This window comes from Streptomyces ochraceiscleroticus (genome assembly GCF_000720485.1).
Classification (GTDB): Bacteria; Actinomycetota; Actinomycetes; order Streptomycetales; family Streptomycetaceae; genus Streptomyces; species Streptomyces ochraceiscleroticus.
On record NZ_JOAX01000011.1, the window covers coordinates 1 to 23,789 of the forward strand.

The 23,789-nt window shown below is 73.0% G+C and carries 22 protein-coding genes; 8 read left to right on the top strand and 14 right to left on the bottom strand.

Annotated elements, in window-relative coordinates; translation table 11 throughout:
• Positions 1–179: 179 nt before the first annotated feature.
• Positions 180–1,073, bottom strand: coding sequence for a TIGR01777 family oxidoreductase (locus IG84_RS0115590; RefSeq protein ID WP_031056686.1), 894 nt, complete (start codon positions 1,071–1,073; stop codon positions 180–182).
• A gap of 38 nt (positions 1,074–1,111) precedes the next feature.
• On the opposite strand from IG84_RS0115590, the gene IG84_RS0115595 reads away from it, so the two are divergent.
• Positions 1,112–1,618, top strand: a complete 507-nt coding sequence (locus tag IG84_RS0115595) for a GNAT family N-acetyltransferase (RefSeq protein WP_031056689.1) — start codon at positions 1,112–1,114, stop codon at positions 1,616–1,618.
• Between the two features lie 147 nt (positions 1,619–1,765).
• On the opposite strand, the gene IG84_RS0115600 is transcribed toward IG84_RS0115595, so the two are convergent.
• A complete protein-coding gene (locus tag IG84_RS0115600; protein ID WP_031056693.1) occupies positions 1,766–2,296 on the bottom strand; it encodes a DUF4240 domain-containing protein in 531 nt (176 codons plus the stop codon).
• Positions 2,297–2,440: 144 nt separating this feature from the next.
• On the opposite strand from IG84_RS0115600, the gene IG84_RS0115605 reads away from it, so the two are divergent.
• The gene (locus IG84_RS0115605; RefSeq protein ID WP_051861789.1) at positions 2,441–3,388 is read left to right on the top strand and encodes an SDR family oxidoreductase; all 948 of its coding nucleotides are present in this window, start codon (positions 2,441–2,443) and stop codon (positions 3,386–3,388) included.
• A gap of 16 nt (positions 3,389–3,404) precedes the next feature.
• Here the strand turns inward: IG84_RS0115605 and IG84_RS0115610 are convergent, their stop codons facing one another.
• From IG84_RS0115610 to IG84_RS0115635, 6 genes are all read right to left on the bottom strand, one after another.
• A complete protein-coding gene (locus tag IG84_RS0115610; RefSeq protein ID WP_031056697.1) occupies positions 3,405–4,400 on the bottom strand; it encodes a helix-turn-helix transcriptional regulator in 996 nt (331 codons plus the stop codon).
• A 228-nt stretch (positions 4,401–4,628) separates the two neighbouring features.
• Positions 4,629–7,316, bottom strand: a complete 2,688-nt coding sequence (aceE, locus tag IG84_RS0115615; protein ID WP_031056700.1) for a pyruvate dehydrogenase (acetyl-transferring), homodimeric type — start codon at positions 7,314–7,316, stop codon at positions 4,629–4,631.
• 240 nt (positions 7,317–7,556) lie between these two features.
• A complete protein-coding gene (locus IG84_RS0115620; protein WP_031056701.1) occupies positions 7,557–8,180 on the bottom strand; it encodes a GntR family transcriptional regulator in 624 nt (207 codons plus the stop codon).
• Positions 8,181–8,326: 146 nt separating this feature from the next.
• Positions 8,327–10,054, bottom strand: coding sequence for a 2-oxoglutarate dehydrogenase, E2 component, dihydrolipoamide succinyltransferase (gene sucB / locus IG84_RS0115625; RefSeq protein WP_031056704.1), 1,728 nt, complete (start codon positions 10,052–10,054; stop codon positions 8,327–8,329).
• Positions 10,055–10,107: 53 nt separating this feature from the next.
• Positions 10,108–11,496 (bottom strand): dihydrolipoyl dehydrogenase, encoded by a 1,389-nt coding sequence (lpdA, locus tag IG84_RS0115630; RefSeq protein ID WP_030256793.1) that lies wholly within the window; start codon positions 11,494–11,496, stop codon positions 10,108–10,110.
• Between the two features lie 327 nt (positions 11,497–11,823).
• Positions 11,824–13,353, bottom strand: a complete 1,530-nt coding sequence (locus IG84_RS0115635; protein WP_031056706.1) for a leucyl aminopeptidase — start codon at positions 13,351–13,353, stop codon at positions 11,824–11,826.
• A 316-nt stretch (positions 13,354–13,669) separates the two neighbouring features.
• Here IG84_RS0115635 and IG84_RS0115640 point away from each other — a divergent pair, with 316 nt between their 5' ends.
• Complete coding sequence (locus IG84_RS0115640; protein WP_031056707.1) at positions 13,670–14,488, top strand: endo alpha-1,4 polygalactosaminidase; 819 nt, start codon at positions 13,670–13,672, stop codon at positions 14,486–14,488.
• Between the two features lie 17 nt (positions 14,489–14,505).
• Here IG84_RS0115640 and IG84_RS0115645 read toward each other — a convergent pair whose 3' ends face one another.
• The 4 genes from IG84_RS0115645 to IG84_RS0115660 form a co-directional block, all read right to left on the bottom strand.
• The gene (locus IG84_RS0115645; RefSeq protein ID WP_031056708.1) at positions 14,506–15,309 is read right to left on the bottom strand and encodes an adenosylcobinamide-GDP ribazoletransferase; all 804 of its coding nucleotides are present in this window, start codon (positions 15,307–15,309) and stop codon (positions 14,506–14,508) included.
• Positions 15,310–15,458: 149 nt separating this feature from the next.
• Positions 15,459–16,523 (bottom strand): nicotinate-nucleotide--dimethylbenzimidazole phosphoribosyltransferase, encoded by a 1,065-nt coding sequence (locus IG84_RS0115650; RefSeq protein ID WP_031056709.1) that lies wholly within the window; start codon positions 16,521–16,523, stop codon positions 15,459–15,461.
• Positions 16,524–16,533: 10 nt separating this feature from the next.
• Positions 16,534–16,947, bottom strand: a complete 414-nt coding sequence (locus IG84_RS0115655; RefSeq protein ID WP_051861762.1) for a hypothetical protein — start codon at positions 16,945–16,947, stop codon at positions 16,534–16,536.
• Positions 16,948–17,010: 63 nt separating this feature from the next.
• The gene (locus IG84_RS0115660) at positions 17,011–18,273 is read right to left on the bottom strand and encodes a bifunctional adenosylcobinamide kinase/adenosylcobinamide-phosphate guanylyltransferase (protein ID WP_031056715.1); all 1,263 of its coding nucleotides are present in this window, start codon (positions 18,271–18,273) and stop codon (positions 17,011–17,013) included.
• A 209-nt stretch (positions 18,274–18,482) separates the two neighbouring features.
• Between IG84_RS0115660 and IG84_RS0115665 the strand changes: the two genes are divergently transcribed.
• Positions 18,483–18,710 (top strand): hypothetical protein, encoded by a 228-nt coding sequence (locus IG84_RS0115665; protein ID WP_031056718.1) that lies wholly within the window; start codon positions 18,483–18,485, stop codon positions 18,708–18,710.
• Between the two features lie 85 nt (positions 18,711–18,795).
• On the opposite strand, the gene IG84_RS0115670 is transcribed toward IG84_RS0115665, so the two are convergent.
• Positions 18,796–19,503, bottom strand: a complete 708-nt coding sequence (locus IG84_RS0115670) for a class I SAM-dependent methyltransferase (RefSeq protein WP_031056720.1) — start codon at positions 19,501–19,503, stop codon at positions 18,796–18,798.
• 86 nt (positions 19,504–19,589) lie between these two features.
• The gene (locus tag IG84_RS0115675) at positions 19,590–20,189 is read right to left on the bottom strand and encodes a DUF3043 domain-containing protein (RefSeq protein WP_078648854.1); all 600 of its coding nucleotides are present in this window, start codon (positions 20,187–20,189) and stop codon (positions 19,590–19,592) included.
• Between the two features lie 267 nt (positions 20,190–20,456).
• On the opposite strand from IG84_RS0115675, the gene IG84_RS0115680 reads away from it, so the two are divergent.
• From IG84_RS0115680 to IG84_RS0115695, 4 genes are all read left to right on the top strand, one after another.
• Positions 20,457–21,242, top strand: coding sequence for a PspA/IM30 family protein (locus tag IG84_RS0115680; RefSeq protein ID WP_031056726.1), 786 nt, complete (start codon positions 20,457–20,459; stop codon positions 21,240–21,242).
• A 56-nt stretch (positions 21,243–21,298) separates the two neighbouring features.
• Entirely contained in the window at positions 21,299–21,577 is a 279-nt protein-coding gene (pspAA, locus tag IG84_RS0115685; protein WP_031056729.1) for a PspA-associated protein PspAA, read from the top strand.
• Positions 21,578–21,719: 142 nt separating this feature from the next.
• Positions 21,720–23,009, top strand: a complete 1,290-nt coding sequence (locus IG84_RS0115690) for a sensor histidine kinase (protein ID WP_031056732.1) — start codon at positions 21,720–21,722, stop codon at positions 23,007–23,009.
• Complete coding sequence (locus tag IG84_RS0115695; protein WP_031056735.1) at positions 23,006–23,683, top strand: response regulator; 678 nt, start codon at positions 23,006–23,008, stop codon at positions 23,681–23,683. The genes IG84_RS0115690 and IG84_RS0115695 overlap by 4 nt, the downstream gene beginning before the upstream one ends.
• Positions 23,684–23,789 lie beyond the last annotated feature (106 nt).

The window sequence follows — 23,789 nt, forward strand, 5'->3', positions numbered from 1 at the left end:
GCGGGGGGGGTGGGGTGGGGGAGGGCCCCCGGGGCGGGGATAGGGGGATAGGAGCGAGCGCCGCGCCCTGCCCCGGCCCCGCGCTCGCCCCGGCCCCGCGCCCGCCCCGGCCCCAGCCCCGCGCCCGCCTCGGGCCCGATCCCGCCACCCGTCCCGCGCCCGCCCCGGCCGCGACCCTGCTACGCGGCAGCGATTGCCGAGGCGATCGTCGGGTGGGTGAAGGTGAAGCCGTTTTCCAAGAGGCGGGTGGGGATGACTCGTTGGCTTTGGAGGATGTTGGTGGCGAGGTCGCCGAGGGCCAGGCGGAGGGCCGGTGGGGGGACGGTGAGGAGGGTGGGGCGGTGGAGGGCCTTGCCCATGGCGGCCGTTGCCGCGCGGTTGGTGACCGGCTCGGGGGCCGTGAGGTTCACCGGGCCCGACAGGGCCTCGTCGTCGATGAGGTGGCGCAGGGCGCGGATGTGGTCGTGGAGCGAGATGAACGACCAGTACTGGCTGCCGTCGCCCAGGCGGCCGCCGAGTCCGGCCTTGAACAGCGGGAAGAGCCGGCCCCAGGCGCCGCCGGTGCGCGAGACGACCAGGCCGGTGCGCGGGAAGGTCGTACGGATACCGGCTTCGACGGCCGGGTCGGCGGCCGCCTCCCACTCGACGCAGACCTTGGCCAGGAAGTCGTCGCCGGGCGGGGCGGTTTCGTCCACGCGGCGCTCGCCGGTGTCGCCGTAGTAACCGATCGCGCTGCCGCAGACGAAGGAGCGCGGCGGGGCGTCGAGGGAGGCGAGGGCCTCGGCGATCGCGGCGGTGCCGAGCACCCTGCTGTCGCGGATCCGCTTCTTGTGGGCGGACGTCCAGCGCTGGTCGCCGATTCCCGCGCCCGCGAGGTGGACCACGGAGTCGCAGCCGGCGAGCGACGCGGCGTCGACCGTCTGCCGTTCGGGATCCCAGGCCACTTCGTCGGCGGCGCGTGGCGTGTGCCGGACGAGGCGCAGCACCTCGTGGCCGTCCGCGCGCAGTGACCGCAGGAGCGCCGTGCCGATGAGACCGGTCGAGCCGGTGATCGCGATCCGCATGGTTCCCATACTGCCCGTGGCGGCGCACGCGTGGCACAGTGACCGGCATGCCCGAGCCGATCGTACGTACTGCCGTGCCCGCCGACGAGGCGGCGCTGGGGGCGCTGGACCGGCGGACCTGGTCGCCGCTGCACTCCGTTCAGCCGCGCCCGGTGCCGCCGTACGACCCGTTCTTCGACGCCTGGCATGTGCCGGACGACTTCCTGGTGGCGGAGGCGGACGGCCGGACGGCCGGGTACCTGCGCCTGGTACGGCCGATTCCGCTGGCCTCCAATGCGCATGTGCGGCAGATACAGGGCCTGGCCGTGGACGGGTGGGCGCGCGGCCGCGGGGTGGCCCGCGCGCTGCTCGACGCGGCGATCGGCCGGGCGGTGGCGGAGGGCGCGGAGCGGATGACGCTGCGGGTGCTGGGGCACAACACGCCGGCCCGGCGGCTGTACGAGTCTGCGGGGTTCCGGGTGGAGGGCGTACTGCCGGGGGAGTTCCGGCTGGACGGGCAGTACGTGGACGACGTGCTGATGGGGCGGTGGCTGGACGGGGCCACCACGGGCTGAGGCGCCCTGCTGCCGGACGGACCAGGGGCCGAGGGACCCTGCCGCCGCACGGAGAACGGGCTGAGGGACCCGGAGGCCGGACGGACCGCGGTCTGAGGGACGCTGCCGCAGGACGGGGCTGGGCCGGAGGGACCCCGGCCGCCCGCCTTACTCGTACGACGCGCCCCGGAAGCGTTCCCACAGGGCGGGGAAGCGTTCCTCCAGGGCCCGGTCGTCCTCGAAGTCGATGACGGTGCCGAGGGGTTCGCGGGGCGCCGGGGCGATGCCGAGGTCGGGCATCACGGTGCCGGTGAGGCGTTCGTACGCCTCGTCCGCCGCGTACCCCAGGTCCTCCGCGTCGCCGTCCTCCTCCTCGTCGAAGTCCGGGAGCAGGTCGGCCAGCCGGTCGGGGTCGTGCAGCGCGCCCTCGAAGACCTCCCGGCCCTGGCCGATCAGCCAGCAGCGGAAGTAGTCGAAGGCGTCGTCGCTCGCGCCGTCCAGCAGGATCACGGCGGCGGCCCACAAGTCCCAGGTGTAGGCGCGGTTGTAGCGCGCCTCGAAGTGCCGGGCGAAGTCGATCACGGCGTCGGGATCGAGCCGCATCAGCCGCTCGATCAGCAGATCTGCCTGTTCCTCGGGGTCGTCCTCGGCCGCCTCGCGGGAGTCGTCGATCAGCTCCCAGAACTCCGTCTCGTCCATCACAGGGTCCAGCATCCAGCTTGCCGCCCGGCCGCGCACGCGGAGCGCGGGCATCCGTCCGGGTCGTTACCGACACGGAATTCACCGGAAAAGCGGACAGGAGGTGACGGGTTTGGGTGCGAGGGTCGCGGTATGGAGAGCGAAATGCGGAACGGGACGGACAACGACGGGCAGGAAGGGCGACCGCTGACGGGGAAGGTGGCGCTCGTCGCCGGGGCCACGCGGGGCGCGGGGCGGGCGATGGCGGTCGAGCTGGGCCGGGCCGGCGCGGTCGTCTATGTCACGGGACGGACGACGCGGGACCACGTCAGCGAGGTCGGCCGGGCGACCGAGACGATCGAGGGAACGGCGGAGCGGGTGACCGCAGCAGGAGGCACCGGGATCGCGGTACGGGTCGATCATCTGGAGCCGGCGCATGTACGCGCGCTGGTGGAGCGGATCGAGCGGGACCACGGGCGGCTGGACGTGCTGGTCAACGACCTGTGGGGCGGTGACCGGCACGTCGAGTGGGACAAGAAGGCGTGGGAGCACGACCTCGGCAAGGGGCTGCGGGTGCTGCGGCTGGGCGTCGAGAGCCACCTGATCACCAGCCGGTACGCGCTGCCGCTGCTGATCCGGCGGCGCGGCGGGCTGGTCGTGGAGGTGACGGACGGCACGGCCGAGTCCAACCGCGAGTACCGCAAGCCGCTCTACTACGACCTCGCCAAGAGCGCGCCGATCCGGATCGCGCGGGACCTGGGGGAGGAGCTGGCGGAGTACGGCTGTACGGCGGTCTGCCTCACGCCGGGGTGGCTGCGCTCGGAGGCGATGCTCGACACGTACTTCAAGGTGACGGAGGAGAACTGGCGGGACGGCTGTGCGCAGAACCCGCACTTCGCGATCTCCGAGACGCCGGTGTTCGTGGGGCGCGCACTGGCGGCGCTGGCCACCGATCCGGACGTGGCGCGGTGGAACGGACAGTCGCTGTCCAGCGGCGGGCTGGCGAAGGCGTACGGCTTCACGGACGCGGACGGCTCGGCACCGGACGCCTGGCGGTACATCGAAGAGGTCGAGCGGGCGGGGAAGCCGGCGGATGTGACGGGATACCGGTGACCCGGCGGCGGCGCGGCTACTCGTACAACCCGTGCGTGCGCCGTGCCGCCTCCGCGAACCGTTCGCGCAGCTCCGGCGGCCCGAGCAGCTCCGCCTCCGGGCCGAGTCCGAGCAGCTGGCCGTAGGCGACGTCGAGGGCCTCGACGGCGAGGGTGACGGTGATCCGCCCCTGGTCGTCGGGGGCCCCGGCGGCCGCCATGGCCTCCGCGGCCGCCGTACGGTCCGTCACATGCGGGAGCCGTCGCGCGCCCGCGGGCGTGAGCCGTACGGTCACCTCCTCGCGCAGGATCGAGCGGGCGAACTGGGCGGCACGCTCCTCCCAGAAGGCGGGCAGGTCGAAGTCCGGGTCGCGGATGAAGCGGTCCTCGCCGGCGGCGACGGCGGTGAAGCGCTCCACGCGGTAGACCCGGAAGCCGCCGTGCTCCTCCCCGTCGGTGTCGCGCGCGCCCTCCGCGCGGGCCGCGAGATACCAGACCCCCGCCTTGAGCACGAGCCCGTACGGCGCGAGTTCGCGTTCGACCTCGGTGTCCTTGCGGCGGTAGCGGGCCGTGATCCAGCGGTCGTCCCATACGGCATCCGCGATGGCCGGGAGCAGGGGCGGAGTCTCCGGTGCCTGATACCACCCGGGCGCGTCCAGATGAAAGCGCTGCGCGGCGCCCGTCGCGGCGTCGCGCAGCTCGGGGAGGAGGGCCGCGGAGACCTTGAGGCGGGCGGCGGAGGCGGCGTCGGCCAGGCCCAGCTCGCGCAGCGCCGAGGGGACGCCGGAGAGGAAGAGGGCCTCGGCCTCGCTGCGGCCGAGGCCGGTGAGGCGGGTGCGGTATCCGCCGATGAGGCGGTAGCCGCCGGTCCGGCCGCGGTCCGCGTAGACGGGGATGCCGGCCTCGGACAGGGAGAGGACGTCCCGGGCGACCGTGCGCTCGGAGACCTCCAGCTCGCGCGCCAGCTCGGCCCCCGTCATCGAGGGCCGGGACTGGAGCAGCAGCACCATCTTGATCAGCCGGGCAGCACGCATGCGTTCATGATGCCGCCCGGCACTGACAACGAGGTGGCGAAAGGTTCCCGTGCGGAGGTCCGGGCGCGGGTGGATTGCCTCCGCACGGGAGTGGTGGGGCGTACGGGCACGCGGCCCGTACGCGGGAGGGGTGGCGCCGGGGCTCCCTCACGGCCCCGACGCCCACCGGAGCGCTACGGCCCCGATGTTGCTTCAGGCACGGCCCGCAAGCCGTACGTCAGGCACGGCTCACAGGCCGTACTTCTCGGCGGCCTCCTTGACCGTCTCCGCCTTGACCTCGCCGCGCCGGGAGAGCGCCGCGAGGACCTGGACGACGACGGACTGCGGGTCGACGCCGAAGTGGCGGCGGGCGGCCTCACGGGTGTCGGAGAGGCCGAAGCCGTCGGTGCCGATGGAGACCCAGTCCTGCTCGACCCAGGGGGCGATCTGGTCGGGCACGGCCCGCATCCAGTCGCTGACCGCGACGACCGGGCCCTCGGCACCGGCCAGCGCACGGGTCACGTAGGGAACGCGCTCCTCGCCCTTCAGGCGTGCGGTGTCGCACTCCAGCGCGTCGCGGCGCAGCTCGCCCCAGGAGGTGGCGGACCACACGTCGGCGGCCACGTCCCACTCCTCGGCGAGGATCCGCTGCGCCTCCAGGGCCCAGTGGATCGCGGTGCCGGAGGCCAGGAGCTGGGTGCGCGGGGCCTTGTCGGTCGCGCCCTCGGCCTCCTTGAAGCGGTACAGGCCCTTGACGATGCCCTCTTCGACGCCCTCCGGCATGGCCGGCTGCTGCTTGGGCTCGTTGTAGACGGTGAGGTAGTAGAAGACGTTCGAGTCTTCGCCGGGGGCGGTCTCGCCGTACATCCGGCGCAGACCGTCCTTGACGATCACCGCGATCTCGTACGCGAAGGCCGGGTCGTAGTTGAGCGACGCCGGGTTCGTGGACGCGGTCAGGTGCGAGTGGCCGTCGGCGTGCTGGAGGCCCTCACCGGTCAGCGTCGTACGGCCGGCGGTGGCACCCACGATGAAGCCCTTGCCGAGCTGGTCGGCGAGCTGCCACATCTGGTCGGCGGTGCGCTGCCAGCCGAACATCGAGTAGAAGATGTAGAACGGGATCATCGGCTCGCCGTGCGTCGCGTACGACGTCGCGGCGGCGATGAAGTCGGCCATCGCGCCGGCCTCGGTGATCCCCTCGTTGAGGATCTGGCCGTCGGTGGCCTCCTTGTAGTACATCAGCTGGTCGCGGTCGACCGGCTCGTACGTCTGGCCCTTGGGCGAGTAGATGCCGGCCGACGGGAAGAGCGACTCCATGCCGAAGGTACGGGCCTCGTCCGGGACGATCGGCACCCAGCGCTTGCCGGTCTGCTTGTCCCGCATCAGGTCCTTGACCAGCCGGACGAAGGCCATCGTGGTGGCCATCTCCTGCTTGCCGGAGCCCTTGTACAGCGCCTTGAAGGCACGCTCCTCGGGCTGCGGCAGCGCGGCGGAGGCGTGCAGGCGGCGGGCCGGGGCCGGACCGCCGAGCGCCGCACGGCGCTCCTGGAGGTAGCGGACCTCGGGGGAGTCGGCGCCGGGGTGGCCGTACGGTACGAGCTCCTCGTCGAGCTTGGAGTCCGGAATCGGCAGGTCGAGCAGGTCCCGCATGGTGCGGAACTCCTTGCCCGAGAGCTTCTTCATCTGGTGGTTGGCGTTCTTGGACTCGAAGCCCGGGCCGAGGGTGTAGCCCTTGACGGTCTGCGCGAGGATAACGGTCGGCGCGCCCTTGAACTCGACGGCCGCCTTGTACGCCGCGTACACCTTGCGGGCCTCGTGGCCACCGCGGGCGGTGTGGAAGCACTCGGCGATCTTCGCGTCGGTCAGCAGCTTCGCCAGCTCGACGAGGGCCGGCTCGGCGCCGAAGAAGTGATCGCGGATGTAGGCGACGTCGCGGGTGGCGTACGTCTGGAACTGCGCGTCCGGCACCTGGCGCAGCCGGCGGACCAGCGCGCCCGTGGTGTCGAGCTGGAAGAGCTCGTCCCAGGCGGAGCCCCACAGGGATTTGACGACGTTCCAGCCGGCGGCGCGGAACTGCGCCTCCAGCTCCTGAACGATCTTGAAGTTGGCGCGCACCGGACCGTCGAGGCGCTGCAGGTTGCAGTTGATGACGAAGGTCAGGTTGTCCAGGCCCTCACGGCCGGCCAGCGCGAGGGCGGCGGTCGACTCGGGCTCGTCCATCTCGCCGTCGCCCAGGAAGGCCCAGACGTGCGAGTTGGCGGTGTCCTTGATGCCGCGGCCCTGGAGGTAGCGGTTGAAGCGGGCCTGGTAGATCGCCGACAGCGGGCCGAGGCCCATGGAAACGGTCGGGAACTCCCAGAGCCAGGGCAGGCGCCGCGGGTGCGGGTAGGACGGGAGGCCGTTGCCGCCGGCCTCCTGGCGGAAGTTGTCGAGCTGCTGCTCGTCGAGGCGTCCGTCGAGGAAGGCGCGGGCGTAGATGCCGGGCGAGGCGTGGCCCTGGATGTAGAGCTGGTCGCCGGAGCCGTCGCCTTCCTTGCCGCGGAAGAAGTGGTTGAAGCCGGTCTCGTACAGCCAGGCCGCGGACGCGAAGGTCGCGATGTGGCCGCCGACGCCGAACCGCGAGCCGCGGGTCACCATGGCGGCGGCGTTCCAGCGGTTCCAGGCGGTGATCCGGGCTTCCATCGCCTCGTCACCGGGGAAGTCCGGCTCGTCGGCGGTGGGGATGGTGTTGACGTAGTCGCTCTCCAGGAGCGGGGGGAGCGCGCTGCCTTCGTTGCGCGCGGTGTGCTCCAGGGCGCGGCGCATGAGGTAGTCCGCGCGCTGCGGGCCCGCTGCCTTGGTGACGGCGTCGACGGACTCGCGCCACTCGGCCGTCTCCTGCGGATCCCTGTCCGGGAGCTGGTCGAGCTGGCTGTACGGAGAACGTACGGGATCGGGCATGGGTGGCCCCTTTCCGGACGGAGGGAGGGAGGTGCGAGGTTTTGCTGGCAGGCAGGGTGTCGCGCCCCGAGGGAGGACGATACGCCCCTGATCGATGATCGATCAACGCTTCCGGGCGGAATAACCGCAGGTCGGCACGGGGTGTCGTGTTTTTGGGCACCGCGTGCCAGCCTCAAATGAGCCCCCGGAGGCTCACTCCGCTAAGGCCCGCCGACCTCCGTCAAGATCCTCCCGGACTCCTCAGACCCGAGGTGCGCAGCTCAGGACGTGTGCCTTGAGGATTTCGCCGATCTTCGGGTCGCGCCGCCGGAACGCGTCGACCAGGTCCTGGTGGTCCTGGGCGTGCGAGCGGGGGTCGGGCGAGAACCAGCGGATCGACAGCGTCGTCCACACCTCCACGCCCAGCGACTCCCAGGTGTGCAGCAGGACGTCGTTCCGCGCTGCCCGGATGATCTCGCGGTGGAAGGCCACCGTGTGCCGTACCTGCGCCTCGCCGTCCCCCGCGGCGTCGGCCGTGGTGAGCGCCGCGACCTCGCGCTCCAGGGCCGCGGTGTCGTCCGCCAGCCGCCCGGCCGCCAGCTCCGCCGCGACCTGCTCCAGGCCCGCCCGGACCGGATAGCTCTCCTTCAGGTCGGCCGCGGTCAGATTCCGTACGCGTACGCCCTTGTTCGGTGCCGACTCGATCAGCCGCAGGCTCTCCAACTCGCGCAGCGCCTCGCGCACGGGCGTCTGGCTGACCTCCAGCTCCACCGCGATACGCCGCTCGACGATCCGCTCGCCCGGCTGCCAGCGGCCGCTGACGATCCCCTCGAGGATGTGCTCGCGGATCTGCTCGCGCAGCGAATGGACGACGGGTGGGGTCATGCGGGTGCTCCTTAGCGGCGGACGGGCCGGCGCACGGGACGGGCAGGCCAACGGTTCATTATCTGCGGGGACGCAACGGGGGACGGCCCCGGTTCGTACGAACCGGGGCCGTCCCCTTCGTCACACCTGCTGAGGGCCGGTCGGGATCAGAGACCGATCTCGGTCTCGAACTCGGCGGCCTCCAGGATCTGCTTGACCGTGGTCAGGTAGCGGGCGGCGTCCGCGCCGTCCACCAGACGGTGGTCGTAGGAGAGCGACAGGTAGGTCATGTTGCGCACCGCGATGGTCTCGCCCAGCTCCGGGTGGTCCACGACCACCGGGCGCTTGACGGTGGCACCGATGCCCAGGATGGCGACCTGGTTCGGCGGCACGATGACCGTGTCGAACAGCGCACCGCGCGAGCCGGTGTTGCTGATCGTGAAGCTCGCACCCGACAGGTCGTCCGGGCTGATCTTGCTCTCGCGGACCTTGCCGGCCAGCTCGGCGGTCTTCTTGGCGATGCCCGCGATGTTCAGGTCGCCGGCGCCCTTGATGACCGGGGTCATCAGGCCCTTCTCGTTGTCCACCGCGATTCCGACGTTCTCGGAGTCGAAGTACGAGATGGTGCCCTCGTCCTCGTTGATCCGGGCGTTGATGACCGGGTGGGCCTTCAGCGCCTGGACGGCGGCCTTGACGAAGAACGGCATCGGGGACAGCTTGACGCCCTCACGCGCCGCGAAGCCGGCCTTGGCCTTCTCGCGCATCCGCATGATCTTGGTGATGTCCACCTCGACCACGGAGGTGAGCTGCGCCTGGCCGTGCAGGGCCTTCATCATGTTGTCGCCGATGACCTTGCGCATCCGCGGCATCTTGACGGTCTGGCCACGCAGCGGCGAGACCTCCAGCGCCGGCGTCTTGGGCGCGGCGGAGGCGGCCGGGGCGGCAGCGGCCGGAGCAGCGGTCTTCGCGGCCTCGGCGGCGGCGATGACGTCCTGCTTGCGGATGCGGCCACCGACGCCGGTGCCCTTGACCGAGCCGAGGTCCACGCCGCTCTCCTGGGCCAGCTTGCGGACCAGGGGGGTGACGTAGGCGCCGTCGGGCTCACCGGCGGGGGCGGCCGGGGTGACGGGGGCGGGCTGCGCGGCGGGGGCCGGAGCCGGAGCCGGGGCCTCAGCGGCCGGGGCAGCCGGAGCGGCCGGAGCCGGCGCCGGGGCGGGCTCGGGCTGCGGGGCCGGGGCGGGCTGCTCGGCGGCGGGCGCCGGAGCGGCCGGGGCCGGAGCGGCCGCGGGGGCAGCGCCGGCCGCACCGATGACGGCGAGCTTGGCGCCGACCTCGGCGGTCTCGTCCTCGCCCACCACGATCTCCAGCAGGGTGCCGGAGGCCGGGGCCGGGATCTCGGTGTCGACCTTGTCGGTGGAGACCTCGAGCAGCGGCTCGTCGGCCTCGACGGACTCGCCGACCTCCTTCAGCCACCGGGTGACGGTGCCCTCGGTGACCGACTCGCCCAGCGCGGGCAGGACGACGTCGGTGCCCTCGGCGGAGCCGGCGGCCGGAGCGGCGGGGGCCTCGGCGGCCGGGGCCGGGGCGGCCTCGGGCTCGGGCTGCGCGGCGGGGGCCTCAGCAGCGGCCGGGGCCGGAGCCTCGGCAGGCGCGCCGGAGCCGTCGTCGATAATGGCCAGCTCGGCGCCGACCTCGACGGTCTCGTCCTCGGCGACCTTGATGGACGCCAGGACGCCGGCCGCGGGGGCGGGGATCTCGGTGTCGACCTTGTCGGTCGACACCTCGAGCAGGGGCTCGTCGGCCTCGACGCGCTCACCCTCGGCCTTGAGCCAGCGGGTGACGGTGCCCTCGGTGACGCTCTCGCCGAGCGCCGGAAGGGTTACGGAAACCGCCATGGTTTCAGTTGCTCCTAACGAATTGCGGGATGTGGTCGCGCCCGGACTGGGGGTCAGTCGTGGGAGTGGAGGGGCTTGCCGGCCAGGGCCAGGTGGGCCTCGCCGAGCGCCTCGTTCTGCGTGGGGTGCGCGTGGATGAGCTGCGCAACCTCGGCCGGCAGAGCCTCCCAGTTGTAGACCAGCTGGGCTTCGCCGACCTGCTCGCCCATACGGTCACCGACCATGTGGACGCCGACCACGGCACCGTCCTTGACCTGGACGAGCTTGATCTCGCCCGCGGTCTTGAGGATCTTGCTCTTGCCGTTGCCCGCGAGGTTGTACTTCAGAGCGACGACCTTGTCGGCGCCGTACAGCTCCTTGGCCTTGGCCTCGGTGATACCGACCGAGGCGACCTCCGGGTGGCAGTACGTCACGCGCGGCACGCCGTCGTAGTCGATCGGCACGGTCTTCAGACCGGCCAGTCGCTCCGCAACCAGGATGCCCTCCGCGAAGCCGACGTGCGCGAGCTGGAGCGTGGGGACGAGGTCACCGACGGCGGAGATCGTCTCCACGTTCGTCCGCATGTACTCGTCGACGAGGACGTAGCCGCGGTCCATGGCGACCCCGGCCTCCTCGTAACCGAGACCCTGGGAGACGGGGCCGCGGCCGATCGCGACCAGCAGCACCTCCGCCTCGAAGGTCTTGCCGTCGGCAAGGGTGACCTTGACGCCGTTCTCGGTGTACTCGGCCTTCTCGAAGAAGGTGCCGAGGTTGAACTTGATGCCCCGCTTGCGGAAGGCGCGCTCCAGCAGCTTGGAGCTGTTCTCGTCCTCGACCGGGACGAGGTGCTTGAGGCCCTCGATCACGGTGACGTCGGTGCCGAAGGACTTCCACGCCGAGGCGAACTCGACGCCGATGACGCCGCCGCCCAGGATGATCGCGGACTCCGGCACGCGGTCCAGCGTCAGCGCGTGGTCCGAGGAGATGATGCGGTTGCCGTCGATCTCCAGACCCGGCAGCGACTTCGGCACGGAGCCGGTCGCCAGCAGGATGTGGCGGCCCTGGACGGTCTGGCCGTTCACGTCGACGGACGTGGGGGAGGACAGCCGGCCCTCACCCTCGATGTAGGTCACCTTGCGGGAGGCGACCAGACCCTGCAGACCCTTGTACAGACCCGAGATGACCTCGTCCTTGTACTTGTGGACCCCGGCGATGTCGATGCCCTCGAACGAGGTCTTGACACCGAACTGGGCGGCCTCACGGGCCTGGTCCGCGATCTCACCGGCGTGCAGCAGCGCCTTGGTGGGGATGCAGCCGTTGTGCAGGCAGGTGCCGCCGAGCTTGTTCTTCTCGATCAGGGCGACGTCCAGGCCGAGCTGCGCACCGCGCAGGGCAGCCGCGTAGCCGCCGCTACCGCCTCCGAGAATCACTAGGTCGAAAACGGTGCTGGCGTCGTTCGCCACGTCACGTCCTCCATGCATGGGTACGCCGGAGCCGGTCTCCGATGACCGGACGGCGGCTGTTGTTCGGCCGCTAGTACTTCGGCCCTGGGTAAGGGGGGCCCTGTCCTGCCGAGCCCCATCTTCGCACTTGTTGAACACGGGCGGGACGGCGGGCCGGGCCCGGGGCCCGCCGATCGGCTGCCCGGACGGGTTACGCAGCCGTACGGACCTACGGATTTCGTCGAGAGCGAACACCTGTCCGCGCCCGCACGAACGGCCCCGCGCGCGGAGCCCGGGGCCGTTTCGTTGCACTGCGTCCGCAGCAGGTCGGAGCCTGGGTACAGGCTCTCAGAGCAGGTCGCCCGCGGCGGTGCGCTCGGCGAGCCGGACCAGGGTGCGGACCGCGGAGCCGGTGCCGCCCTTGGGGGTGTAGCCGTAGGGCGCGCCCTCGTGGAAGGCCGGGCCCGCGATGTCGAGGTGCGCCCAGGTGATGCCCTCGCCGACGAACTCCTGGAGGAAGAGGCCGGCGACCAGGCCGCCGCCCATCCGCTCGCCCATGTTCGCGATGTCGGCGACCGGGGAGTCCATGCCCTTGCGCAGCTCGGCGGGCATCGGCATCGGCCAGGACTGCTCGCCGACCTCGGTGGCGATCTCGTGGACCGAGGTGCGGAAGGCGTCGTCGTTGGCCATGATGCCGAAGGTGCGATTGCCCAGCGCCAGTACCATCGCGCCGGTCAGCGTCGCGACGTCGACGATCGCGTCCGGGGTCTCCTCGGAGGCGCGGGTGATCGCGTCGGCGAGGACGAGGCGGCCCTCGGCGTCGGTGTTCAGCACCTCGACGGTCTTGCCGCTGTACATGGTCAGCACGTCGCCGGGGCGGGTGGCCGAGCCCGACGGCATGTTCTCGGCGAGCGCGAGCCAGCCGGTGACGTTGACCGGGAGGTCCAGGCGGGCTGCGGTGACGACCGCGGAGAGCACGGCGGCGGCGCCGCTCATGTCGCACTTCATCGTCTCGTTGTGGCCGGCCGGCTTCAGGGAGATGCCGCCCGAGTCGTAGGTGATGCCCTTGCCGACCAGCGCCAGGTGCTTCTTCGCCTTGGCGTGGGTGTGGCTGATCTTCACCAGCCGGGGCGGGTTCTCCGAGCCCTGGCCGACGCCCATGAGGCCGCCGTAGCCGCCCTTCTTGAGCGCCTTCTCGTCCAGCACCTCGACCTTGAGGCCGTACTCCTTGCCCGCGGCCTGCGCCTCGGCGGCGAAGGTCTTGGGGGTGAGGCCGTTGGAGGGGGTGTTGATCAGGTCGCGGGCGCGGTTGATCTCCGCGGCCAGCGCCTGCGCACGCTCGGCGGCGGCCTTGTGGGCCTTGTCGCGCGGCTTGGCACCCAGAACGGCGATGTCGGCCAGCGGTGCGGACTTGTCCGCGCCCTTCTTGGCGTCACCGTTGCTGCTGCGGTAGGCGGTGAAGCTGTACGCGCCGAGCAGCGCGCCCTCGGAGACCGCGGCGACCGCGTCGGCGTCCGCGACGGGCAGCGCGAAGGCGGCCTTCTTCGTGCCGGTCAGCGCACGCGCGGCGGCACCGGCGGCGCGGCGCAGCGCCTCGTTGTCGTAACTCTTGCCCTCGGCCGGGGCCTCGCCCAGACCGACCGCCAGCACGACCGGCGCCTTGAGCCCGGAGCCGCCCGGGACCTTGGTCACCTCGCCCTCGGCGCCGCTCGCGCCCAGGGTCTCCAGGACGTCGGCGAGCCTGCCGTCGAAGGCCGTCTCCACGGCCTCGGCGCCGGGCGCGACGACGGGGCCCTTGGCGCCCTTGACGAGGCCGACGACAACGGCGTCCGCGCGCAGCGTCGCGGCGGATGAAGTACTGAGGGTCAGTGCAGTCACGGTATTGAAGGTCCTGTTCCGTCCGGGGATCCATGAGCGCTCGTGGCGCTGCTGGCGCCGAGCCTACGCTCGGGTGCCCTGCCCGGTCCCGCCCGATGCCATACCCGTTCCCCCTTCCGACCGGCCGAATTGCCGCCCCGCGAAGCGAACTCCCTTGGTTGTGCCGGGACTTGGGTGACTACGGGGTGGTATGGCGGATTTATCCGGAGGATGGGCCGCCGGATGTCGCCGCGGCCGGGCAACCACCCACCGGTGATCACCGTCCCTGAAGGCGGAGCGCGGCACCGCGCCGCGTCGCAGACAGGAGAGCCGGTACATGAGACGGCCGTTCACCCACGCCCTCGGCCTGGTCACGCTGCTGCTGGCCCTCGCCACGGCCTGTACGACGGCTCCGCCCGGGGAGGGCGGCGGGGACGGGACGGACCGGGCGCGGGGCGCGCGCTGGCAGCCGAAGCCCGGTACGGACTGGCAGTGGCAGCTCAGCGGCCGCCTCGACCGGAGCGTCGACGCGCCCGTCTACGACATCGAGGGCTTCGACCACAGCGCGGCCACCGTCGCCGGGCTGCACCGCCGCGACCGCAAGGTGATCTGTTACCTCAGCGTCGGCGCCTGGGAGGACTGGCGCCCGGACGCCGGCGACTTCCCGCGCTCCGTCATCGGCCGGTCCAACGGCTGGAAGGGCGAGCGGTGGCTGGACATCCGGCGGCTGGACGTGCTGGAACCGCTGCTGGCCGAGCGGTTCGACATGTGCCGCGACAAGGGCTTCGACGCGATCGAGCCGGACAACGTCGACGGCTACGCCAACCGCTCCGGCTTCCCGCTGACCGCCGCCGACCAGCTCGAGTTCAACCGCATGGTGGCTCGCCTCGCGCACGAGCGCGGCATGGCGGTCGGCCTGAAGAACGACCTCGACCAGATCCCGGAGCTGGTGGGCGACTTCGACTTCGCGGTGAACGAGCAGTGCGCGCAGTACGACGAGTGCGAGCGGCTCACTCCGTTCGTCCGTGCGGGCAAGGCCGTCTTCCACGTGGAGTACGAGCTGCCGCCGGAGCGCTTCTGCGCGACGTCGCGGAAGCTGAAGCTCAGCTCGCTGCGGAAGGACATGGACCTGACGGCCTGGCGGCAGACCTGCTGAGCCGGTGAGCGGCGGCGTCAGCCGAGGGCCAGCACCACGATGGTCACCAGCCCGGCCGTCTCCGCCAGTCCGCCGAACACATCACCCGTCACGCCGCCGAAGCGCCGCACGCAGTGCCGCAGCAGTACCTCGCCGGCGGCGAGACCGAGGAGGACCGCGACGGCCGTGTGCAGGGCGCCGTACGCGCCTCCGTACGCCCCGAGACCGGCCAGTACGGCCAGGGCGGCCAGTACGGCGACCGCCGCCCGGCGTACGGGGACCGTCCCCGCCACCGCGGCGCCCAGTCCCTCCGGACGGGCCGCCGGCACGCCCGTCCGGGAGGCGAGGGTGAGGGCGAGGCGGGCCGTGACCGCGCCGGCCACGGCCGCCGCAGCGCCCGACGCCCAGCCCGCCGCGTACAGCTCGTGGAGCGCCGCGACCTGCGCGAGCAGCGCCAGGAGGAGCACGATCACACCGAACGGGCCGATGTCGGACTGCTTCATGATGCGCAGCGCGTCGTCCGCCGGCTTGCCGCTGCCCAGCCCGTCGGCGGTGTCCGCGAGCCCGTCCAGATGCAGGCCGCGGGTGAGCGCGGCCGGTACCGCGACCGTGCCGACGGCGGCGAGCAGGGGTCCGCCGCCGAGCAGGAGCAGTCCCGCGCCGAGTGCTGCCGCACAGAGTCCGACGACCAGCCCGGCGAGCGGTGCGCAGAGCATGCCGCCGCGGGCCGTCTCGCGGTCCCAGCGGGTCAGCGGTACGGGGAGCACGGTCAGGGTGCCGAATGCGAATCGCAGTGCGTCTGTGGGGGTCGGGGCGGCCGGTCGGTCGGTGGTGTCGCTCACCGCGGCAGGCTAACCGTGGCCGGCGCGCCGGTGCGGAGTCGGGGGTGCCCCGACGGGACCGTTGCCGGGTGCGGCGCCGTTGTGGCTGGGCGCGCCCACGCGGCGGAGCCGCATATCGACACGCCCCGCGCCCCTGGCGGGGCGCGTGCTCACTCCTTCGTGGACTCCTCGGGGCGTACCGGGAGTTCCGCCGCCAAGGACGCCGCGGCCTGGACCAGCGGCAGTGCCAGGAGCGCGCCCGTGCCCTCGCCGGCCGTGACGCCGTGGTCGAGCAGCGGGGTCAGCGCGATCCGGTCCAGCGCCTTGGCCTGCGCCGGCTCGCCGCCGGCCTGCCCGGCCACCCACCAGTCCGGCGCGCGGAACGCGATCCGCTGCGCCACCAGCGCGCAGGCGGCGGAGACCACGCCGTCCAGGATCACCGGCGTCCGGCGCACCGCGCTCTGCAGCAGGAAGCCGGTGGCCGCGGTCAGATCGGCGCCCGCGGTCGTGGCCAGCAGCGCGAGCTGGTCGCCCAGTACCGGACGGGCCCGGCGCAGCGCGTCGCGGATCGCCGCGCACTTGCGCATCCAGGCCAGGTCGTCGATGCCGGCGCCGCCGCGCCCGGTGACCACCGAGGCGTCGGTGCCGCACAGCGCGGCGATCAGGGCGCCGGCCGCCGTGGTGCCGCCCACGCTCAGATCGCCGAGCACGACCAGATCCGTACCGGCGTCCGCCTCCTCGTCGGCGATCGCCATGCCCGCGCGGAACGCCTGCTCGGTCTCCTCGGCGGTCAGCGCGTCCTCGATGTCGATCCGCCCGGAGCCGCGCCGCACGCGGTGCCGGGTGACGTCCTCGGGCAGCTCGCCGGGGTCGCAGTCCAGGGCCATGTCGACCACGCGCGGCGGGGCGTCGAACCGCCGCGCCAGCACCGCCGCCGGGCTCGTCCCGTCCAGTACCCCGCGCACCAGCTCCGCCGCGCTGCCCGCGGGGCGGCCCGAGACGCCCAGCCCGGCCACCCCGTGATCGCCCGCGAACAGCACCGTACGGACCCGGTCGAGGGGCCGGACCGGAACCTGCTGCTGCACGGCGGCCAGCCAGTCGCCCAGCTCGTCCAGGCGGCCCAGCGCGGCAGGGCGCACGAGGCGGCGCTCCCGCCGCTCCTCGGCGTCCCGGCGCAGGCCGCCGTCGGGGCGCTCGATCAGGTTCGAGAAGTCATCGAGGTTCAGGGCGCTCATTCGGCGCAGGTTACCGGGAACGCCGCCCTCGGTGCGCGGACGGCCGGTACCGCCGCCGGAGCGGGGCCTCCAGCAGCAGCGCCGCGCCCGGCAGCCGGCGCGCGCACAGGGCACGCAGCTCGCGCAGCGCCCCGGCGGCGGGCGGCGGCCCGAAGACGAGGACCAGGACGCCGAGCGCGGGGCGGGCGACGGCGGCGGGCCACTGGGGCCCGGTGGCCCGGCCGGTGAGGGTGCGCCACCGGGGACCGTCCGGCAGCAGCATCCGGCGCAGCGCGGCGGTCGCCGGCTCCTCGACGGTCAGCCAGCGCAACTGCCCGTTGTCCACCCGCCAGAAGCCGGTGTCCAGGCCCTCCCCGAGCGCCACGACCGTGGCCTGCGGACGGTCCCGCAGATAGCGGCGCACCGCCTCGTCGAACGGTTCCATGCCGTCAGGTGACGGTACGGAAGGCCGTCCGGCAAGCGGGACACGGGCCGCCGCCCGCGCGCGTCACCCGCGCAGCGTAATGGCCTGCCCCGCGACGACCAGCAGCACGTGCTCGCACTCGGCGGCGAACGAGGCGTTCAGGCGGCCCAGTTCGTCCCGGAAGCGGCGGCCCGCCGGGGTCGCGGGGACCACTCCGGAACCGACCTCGTTGCTGACCGCCACCAGCGGTCTGCGGGTGGCGCGTACAGCGGCCACCAGCTCGTCCACCCGCGCGTGCAGCGCCCGTTCGCCGCCGTTCGCCCAGGTCTCGTCGTCCCAGGCGCCCACCTCGTCCATGGCGTGGGTGAGCCACAGGGACAGGCAGTCGATCAGCAGTGGGGAGTCGGCGGTCTTCTCCGCGGAGCCGGAGCCGGGGCCTGGACCGGCACCGGAGCCGGTCTCGTCCTCGCCCGCCAGCAGCGGCACCAGGTCGCAGGTCTCGGCGGTCCGCCAGGAGGACGGGCGGCGCTCGCGGTGCGCGCTGACCCGCGCCGCCCACTCCGTGTCGCCGTCCCGCAGCCCGCCGGTCGCGACGTACAGCACGTCGGGGAAGGCGGCGAGCCGGCGCTCGGCCTCGACGGACTTGCCGCTGCGCGCGCCGCCCAGCACCAGCGTCCTGCGCGGCAGGTCGGGCACCGCGTGGTACTCGCCGACCAGCAGCGACGTGCCGTCCGGCACGGCACGCGCGCCCAGCGCGGCGAGCCGCCGGTGCAGTTCCTCTCCGGGCGGGGTGTCGTGGTCGATGTGCACCGCGATCACGTCGGTCGCCGCGTCCACGGCGCCATTCGCCCGCAGCCGGGCCAGCGCGTCGGGGCGCCCCAGTACGTCCAGTACGACCATCTCGTACGGCCCCTTGCCCTCGGCGGCGGCACCGGCGGGCGCGGCGCCGGGCGGCAGGTACAGCAGCCGCTCGCCGTAGGTGCCGCCGATCTCGTAGCCGGTGCCCGGCACGTCCACCGCCACCGCGCGTACCCGGTGCCCGTCCAGCAGCGCCAGCTCCCGCCCGTCCGCGACCCGGCCCGGCTGCGGCACCCCGGTGGGCACCTCGACGGCGGGTCCCTCGTGCGGGTGCGTCAGGAGCACTTGGCGCACGTTGGTGAGCGACTGCCCGGCGCGGGCCGCGGCGAAGGCGGCCCCCGGGGTCAGGTCGAGGAGCAGGGCGCCGTCCAGGAGCAGCGCGGTGGCCGCCCGCGCCGCGTCACCCGTGGCGGCGGCGCAGGAAGCGCAGGGGCAGCCGGGGCGGGGCAGGCCCTCGGGGGCCCCGGTGCCGAGCAGTGTCAGTTCCACCCGCCGATTTTCTCCTGTCCCCGGCTCGCGGGCGCGCGGGGGGACGTCTCGACACGGCCGTTAGGCTGCTGATCAGTACTTGCGCAGTAGTACGGGACATGTCACCTGAGCGCAGCACGGGGCATCACACCTCAGCGGCGGCACAGGACATGACCACTGCACGGCACCAGCACGAGCAAGCACGTACCCGGTGGGACATGGAGGCGGACATGGCGTGGACGTGGCGGTTCGAGAAGGCCGACGGTACGGAGGCCCCGGCGGGAGAGGCGCCGGAGGACTTCTCGACACAGGGGGACGCGGAGTCCTGGATCGGCGAGGAGTGGAAGACGCTCCTGGACCGTGATGTGGACCAGGTGACCCTGTTCGAGGACGGCGTGAAGGTCTACGGCCCGATGAGCCTGCACGCCGAGGAGAGCGGCGAGGCGGCGGAGGGCTGAGCGGCTCCCGGCACGCGTGAGGGGCGGCGGGCCCAGTGGTCCGCCGCCCCTTCACGTCCGCAGGATGAGCGTGGCGTCCGCAGGATCAGCCCCGCACGCCGCACAGGTGCAGCAGGGCCGCCACCGCACGGTACGGATCGGTGCGTCCGGCCCGTTCCTCGGCGGCCAGCAGCCGCGTCAGCTCCTCGACGGGCGGCGGCACGGCGTCGTCGGCCGCGAGGTCGGTGAAGAGCCGCACGCCGTACCAGGCGTGCAGCGGGGCGCCGATCCCCGTGAGGGTGTCGGTGAGCGCGGCGAGCCGGTCGGCGCGCACCGTGAGGCCGAGCCGGTTCTTGTACCGGGGCGTATCGAACGCGGTCATGGCCGTGTCCCAGTCGCCGGACAGCCCCGGGCGCAGCGCGAGCGCGTCGGCGTTGCGCACCAGGACGGACAGCAGGCCGCCGGGTGCCAGGACCCGGGCCAGCCCGGCCAGCATCGGGTCGGGCTCGTCGACGTACATCAGGACGCCGTGGCAGAGGACCACGTCGAAGGTGCCGGCAGGGAAGTGCACGCCGGTGTCCCGGCCGTCGCCCTCGATCAGCTGGACCCGCTCCTGTATGCCGGCCGGCTCACCGGCCAGTGACGCGCGGACCGCGGCCAGCATCGTCGGGTCGGACTCCAGGCCGGTGACCTTGTGGCCGGCGCGGGCCAGGCGGAGCGCCTGGGTGCCCTGGCCGAGGCCGACGTCCAGGACGCGCAGCCGCTGGCCCACCGGGAACCGCGCGGTGATCTGCTCCTCGAGCTGCCGGGCCACGAGCTCCTGCCGGACGGTGTTCCGGATGCCCCCGAGCTCGTCGAGCCAGGGGCCGGCCCCTCCGGCAAAGCCGGAGGAAGCCGTGCTCAGGGCCGTTCTCCCCGCTTGACCTGCGGCTTGGGGAGGCGCAGGCGGCGCATCTGGAGGGTGCGCATGAGGGCGTAGGGCTTGACGCCCTTGAGGTTCTCGTTCGGGAACTTCGCCTTGAGGCGCTTGGTCAGGCCGATCCAGACGGCGATCGAGTCCAGCACGATCAGCAGGATGACGACCAGCCACAGGATGAGCGCGATGCTCTGGATCTGCGGCACCCGCACCATGGTCAGCACCAGGATGATCACGGCGACCGGCAGGAAGAACTCCGCGACGCACCAGCGCGAGTCGACGTAGTCGCGCGCGAAACGGCGGACCGGGCCCTTGTCCCGGACGGGGAGGTACCGCTCGTCGCCCTTGGCCAGCGCTTCGCGCTGCCTGGCCATGTCGGCGCGGCGGGCCTCCCGCTGGGCCTTGACGGCCTCCTTGCGGTTGGCCGGTGCCGACTGCGCGCGAGTACGGCGCTGATTCTGCGCCTGACTGCGCTTCGGCGTCGGGCGGCCCTTGGGGGCCTGCGGGTCGCGTGGCTGCTGGGGCTGGTCCGCGGTCACCTTGGCGGTCGCGGCCTGCTCATCCTTCGAACGGCTTCGGAACACAAAACCCAAGGGTACGCGGTCGGCCTCGGAGGGCCAGAGTCCGAGGGGAACGATCCGGCAACGGCAGGCCGGGTACCCGTACCCCGCCTACTCCCTGCGCCGGAGAAAGGGATGTACCTGATCGTCCTGCAGGAGGAGCACATCCGCGTCCAACCAGTGCGGTAATGGAACCCGGGCCCGTACTGTGGGGTCTGTAGATGTGCTGGAGCCGAAGCCCGAAGAAACTCGGTCAGAAGGGGGCGCTCGAGGCCCATGAGCGACGGTGTCATGAAGCGGATGGGGATGATCTTCCGCGCGAAGGCCAACAAGGCCCTTGACCGGGCCGAGGATCCGCGCGAGACCCTCGACTACTCCTACCAGAAGCAGCTTGAGCTGCTCCAGAAGGTGCGGCGCGGGGTCGCCGACGTCGCGACCTCCCGCAAGCGCCTGGAGCTCCAGCTCAATCAGCTCCAGGGCCAGTCCTCCAAGCTCGAGGACCAGGGCCGCAAGGCCCTCGCGCTCGGCCGTGAGGACCTGGCCCGCGAGGCGCTCTCCCGCCGGCAGTCCCTGCAGCAGCAGGTCACCGACCTGGAGACGCAGCACCAGACGCTGCAGGGCGAGGAGGAGAAGCTCACGCTCGCCGCGCAGCGCCTCCAGGCCAAGGTGGACGCCTTCCGTACGAAGAAGGAGACCATCAAGGCCACCTACACCGCGGCCCAGGCGCAGACCCGGATCGGCGAGGCCGTCTCCGGCATCTCCGAGGAGATGGGCGACGTCGGCCTGGCCGTGCAGCGCGCCGAGGACCGGACCGCGCAGATGCAGGCCAGGGCCGGGGCCATCGACGAGCTGCTGGCGTCCGGCGCGCTGGACGACCCGACCGGCATGGCCAAGGACGACCTCACCGCCGAGCTGGACCGGATCTCCGGCGGCGGCGACGTCGAGCTGGAGCTGCAGCGCATGAAGGCCGAGCTGGCCGGGGGTACCTCCGGCGGGCAGCAGGCCATCGAAGGCGGTCAGGGCGGCCAGGCCCAGCAGGCGCCGCAGCAGGACCAGCCGCGTTTCGACAAGCAGTGACCGGCAGGCGCGGATAGCCTCGTCGGGATCGCCGGACCGGACCAGAGGAGACCGTCGTGATCGTACGGATCATGGGCGAGGGGCAGGTAAGGGTGGCGGACAGCCACTTCATCGAGCTCAACAAGCTCGATGACGAGCTGCTCGCCGAGATGGAGAGCGGCGACACGGACGGCTTCCGGCGGACGCTGGGCGCGCTGCTCGACGCCGTACGCCGGCTGGGCGACCCGCTGCCCGACGACTCCCTGGAGCCCTCGGAGCTGATCCTCCCCGGCCCCGACGCCACCCTCGAAGAGGTCCGCGAGATGCTCAGCGACGACGGCCTCATCCCGGGCTGACCAGCCCGCTCCGGCGGCCCCGTCCCCAGCACAAGGGGGCGTGACCGCCCGGCTTCTTCCAGCAGGTCCGCGCCCCGGCCACCGGGCCGCAGTCCGCCTCGGCGGGCCGCGCCCGGTGGCCGGGGCGCTACCGTTTCTCCTCGTGACTCCCCTCGCCACCGGACAGGGCCCGCTGCCCGGGCCCGCGCTGCTCGCCCGGCTCCGCGCGCACCCCGTCGTGCTCGACGCGGTCCTGGCGGTGGCCGTCTTCGCGGTGATCCTGATCGGCGCGGCGGCCGGTCCGCACCGCCGGTACGGGCCCCGCTTCGGCGCCCACCCGCTGGAGCCGACGGCGGTCCTCTTCGCCGCGCTGGCCTGCGCCGCGCTGGTACTGCGCCGCCGCTACCCGCGCAGCGTCCTCGCCTTCACCTGCGCCATGACGGTGGCCGAGCTGGTGACCGCCACGAGTGAGCCGCGCGCCCCGGTCGCCGCCGCCTCGGTCATCGCCGTCTTCACCCTCGCCGCGCGTACCGACCGCCCCACCACCTGGCGGATTGGCGCGCTGACCGTCCTGGTGCTCACCGCCGCCGCGATGCTCACCAGTACCCGGCCCTGGTACGCCCAGGAGAACCTGGCGATCTTCGCGTGGACGGGGATGGCGGCGGCCGCCGGTGACGCGGTCCGCAGCCGCCGCGCCTTCGTGGCCGCCATCGAGGAGCGGGCCGAGCGGGCCGAACGCACCCGCGAGGAGGAGGCGGGGCGCCGGGTCGCCGAGGAACGCATGCGCATCGCCCGCGAGCTGCACGACGTCGTCGCGCACCACATCGCGCTGGTCAACGTTCAGGCAGGCGTCGCCTCGCACGTCATGGACAGCCGCCCCGACCAGGCCAAACAGGCCCTCGCCCACGTCCGGGAGGCGTCCCGGTCCGCGCTGGACGAGCTGCGTGCCACGGTCGGCCTGCTGCGCCAGTCCGACGACCCGCAGGCCCCCACCGAACCGGCCCCGGGCCTCGGCGTCCTGGACCAGCTCATCGACGGTTTCGTACGGGCCGGGCTGCCCGTCGAGCTGGAGCTGCCGCCCGGCAGCCCCGAGGGCCTGCCCGCCTCGGTCGACCTCACCGCGTACCGCATCGTCCAGGAGGCGCTGACCAATGTGCACAAGCACGCGGGGGAAGGGGCCCGGGCCACGGTCCGCATCGTCCGGTCGGCCGAGGCGCTGACGCTGACGGTGCTGGACGACGGCGGCGGGCGGCCCGCCGGGCCGCGCCCGCGCCCCGACGGGCAGGAGGAGCCGGCGGACCGTACGGACGGCGGCGGCCACGGCCTGATCGGAATGCGGGAACGGGTCGCGGCGCTGCGCGGCACGGTGGAGACCGGGCCCCGCCCGGCCGGCGGTTTCAAGGTACGGGTGCGGCTGCCGCTGCAGCCCGCGCGCACGGGGGAGACAACATGACGATCAAGGTGCTGCTCGCCGACGACCAGGCGCTGCTGCGCAGCGCGTTCAAGGTGCTGGTGGACTCCGAGCCCGGGATGCGGGTGGTGGGCGAGGCGTCGGACGGCGCCGAGGCGTACGAGCTGGCCCGCTCGGCCGCGCCCGACGTGGTCCTGATGGACATCCGGATGCCCGGCGTGGACGGGCTGGCCGCCACCCGCATGATCAGCGAGGACCCGGAGCTGGCCGGCGTACGTGTGGTGATCCTGACGACCTTCGAGGTCGACGACTATGTGATCCAGGCGCTGCGGGCGGGCGCGAGCGGCTTCCTCGGCAAGGGCGCCGAGCCGGACGAGCTGCTCAGCGCCATCCGCGTCGCGGCGGCCGGTGAGGCGCTGCTCTCGCCGGTGGCCACCAAGGGGCTGATCGCGAGGTTCCTGGCGCAGGGGAGCGGCGAGGAGGGCGGCGCGGGGCCGGACGCCGAGCGCCTGGCGTCGCTGACCGGCCGGGAGCGCGAGGTACTGGTACTGGTCGCGGGCGGCCTGTCCAACGACGAGATCGCCGGGCAGCTCACCGTCAGCCCGCTGACGGTCAAGACGCATGTGAACCGTGCGATGGCCAAGCTGGGCGCCCGCGACCGGGCGCAGCTCGTCGTCATGGCGTACGAATCGGGACTCGTCCGCCCGCGGGTGTAGCAGCGGGTGGAGCGGGGCGTACTACGGACGCGGTACGCCCCGGCCCCGGAAATGGACCTGGGTGCTAGGGAAACAGCGCTCTCCGTACCGGATGGTGTAAGCGGGC

What these genes read in the sequence shown, in the direction of transcription:
- IG84_RS0115590 (WP_031056686.1), bottom strand. Translation starts at nt 1,073, where the DNA reads ATGGGAACCATGCGGATCGCGATCACCGGCTCGACCGGTCTCATCGGC.
- IG84_RS0115595 (WP_031056689.1), top strand. Translation starts at nt 1,112, where the DNA reads ATGCCCGAGCCGATCGTACGTACTGCCGTGCCCGCCGACGAGGCGGCG.
- IG84_RS0115600 (WP_031056693.1), bottom strand. Translation starts at nt 2,296, where the DNA reads ATGGACGAGACGGAGTTCTGGGAGCTGATCGACGACTCCCGCGAGGCG.
- IG84_RS0115605 (WP_051861789.1), top strand. Translation starts at nt 2,441, where the DNA reads ATGCGGAACGGGACGGACAACGACGGGCAGGAAGGGCGACCGCTGACG.
- IG84_RS0115610 (WP_031056697.1), bottom strand. Translation starts at nt 4,400, where the DNA reads ATGCGTGCTGCCCGGCTGATCAAGATGGTGCTGCTGCTCCAGTCCCGG.
- aceE (WP_031056700.1), bottom strand. Translation starts at nt 7,316, where the DNA reads ATGCCCGATCCCGTACGTTCTCCGTACAGCCAGCTCGACCAGCTCCCG.
- IG84_RS0115620 (WP_031056701.1), bottom strand. Translation starts at nt 8,180, where the DNA reads ATGACCCCACCCGTCGTCCATTCGCTGCGCGAGCAGATCCGCGAGCAC.
- sucB (WP_031056704.1), bottom strand. Translation starts at nt 10,054, where the DNA reads ATGGCGGTTTCCGTAACCCTTCCGGCGCTCGGCGAGAGCGTCACCGAG.
- IG84_RS0115640 (WP_031056707.1), top strand. Translation starts at nt 13,670, where the DNA reads ATGAGACGGCCGTTCACCCACGCCCTCGGCCTGGTCACGCTGCTGCTG.
- IG84_RS0115650 (WP_031056709.1), bottom strand. Translation starts at nt 16,523, where the DNA reads ATGAGCGCCCTGAACCTCGATGACTTCTCGAACCTGATCGAGCGCCCC.
- IG84_RS0115655 (WP_051861762.1), bottom strand. Translation starts at nt 16,947, where the DNA reads ATGGAACCGTTCGACGAGGCGGTGCGCCGCTATCTGCGGGACCGTCCG.
- IG84_RS0115665 (WP_031056718.1), top strand. Translation starts at nt 18,483, where the DNA reads ATGGCGTGGACGTGGCGGTTCGAGAAGGCCGACGGTACGGAGGCCCCG.
- IG84_RS0115680 (WP_031056726.1), top strand. Translation starts at nt 20,457, where the DNA reads ATGAAGCGGATGGGGATGATCTTCCGCGCGAAGGCCAACAAGGCCCTT.
- IG84_RS0115695 (WP_031056735.1), top strand. Translation starts at nt 23,006, where the DNA reads ATGACGATCAAGGTGCTGCTCGCCGACGACCAGGCGCTGCTGCGCAGC.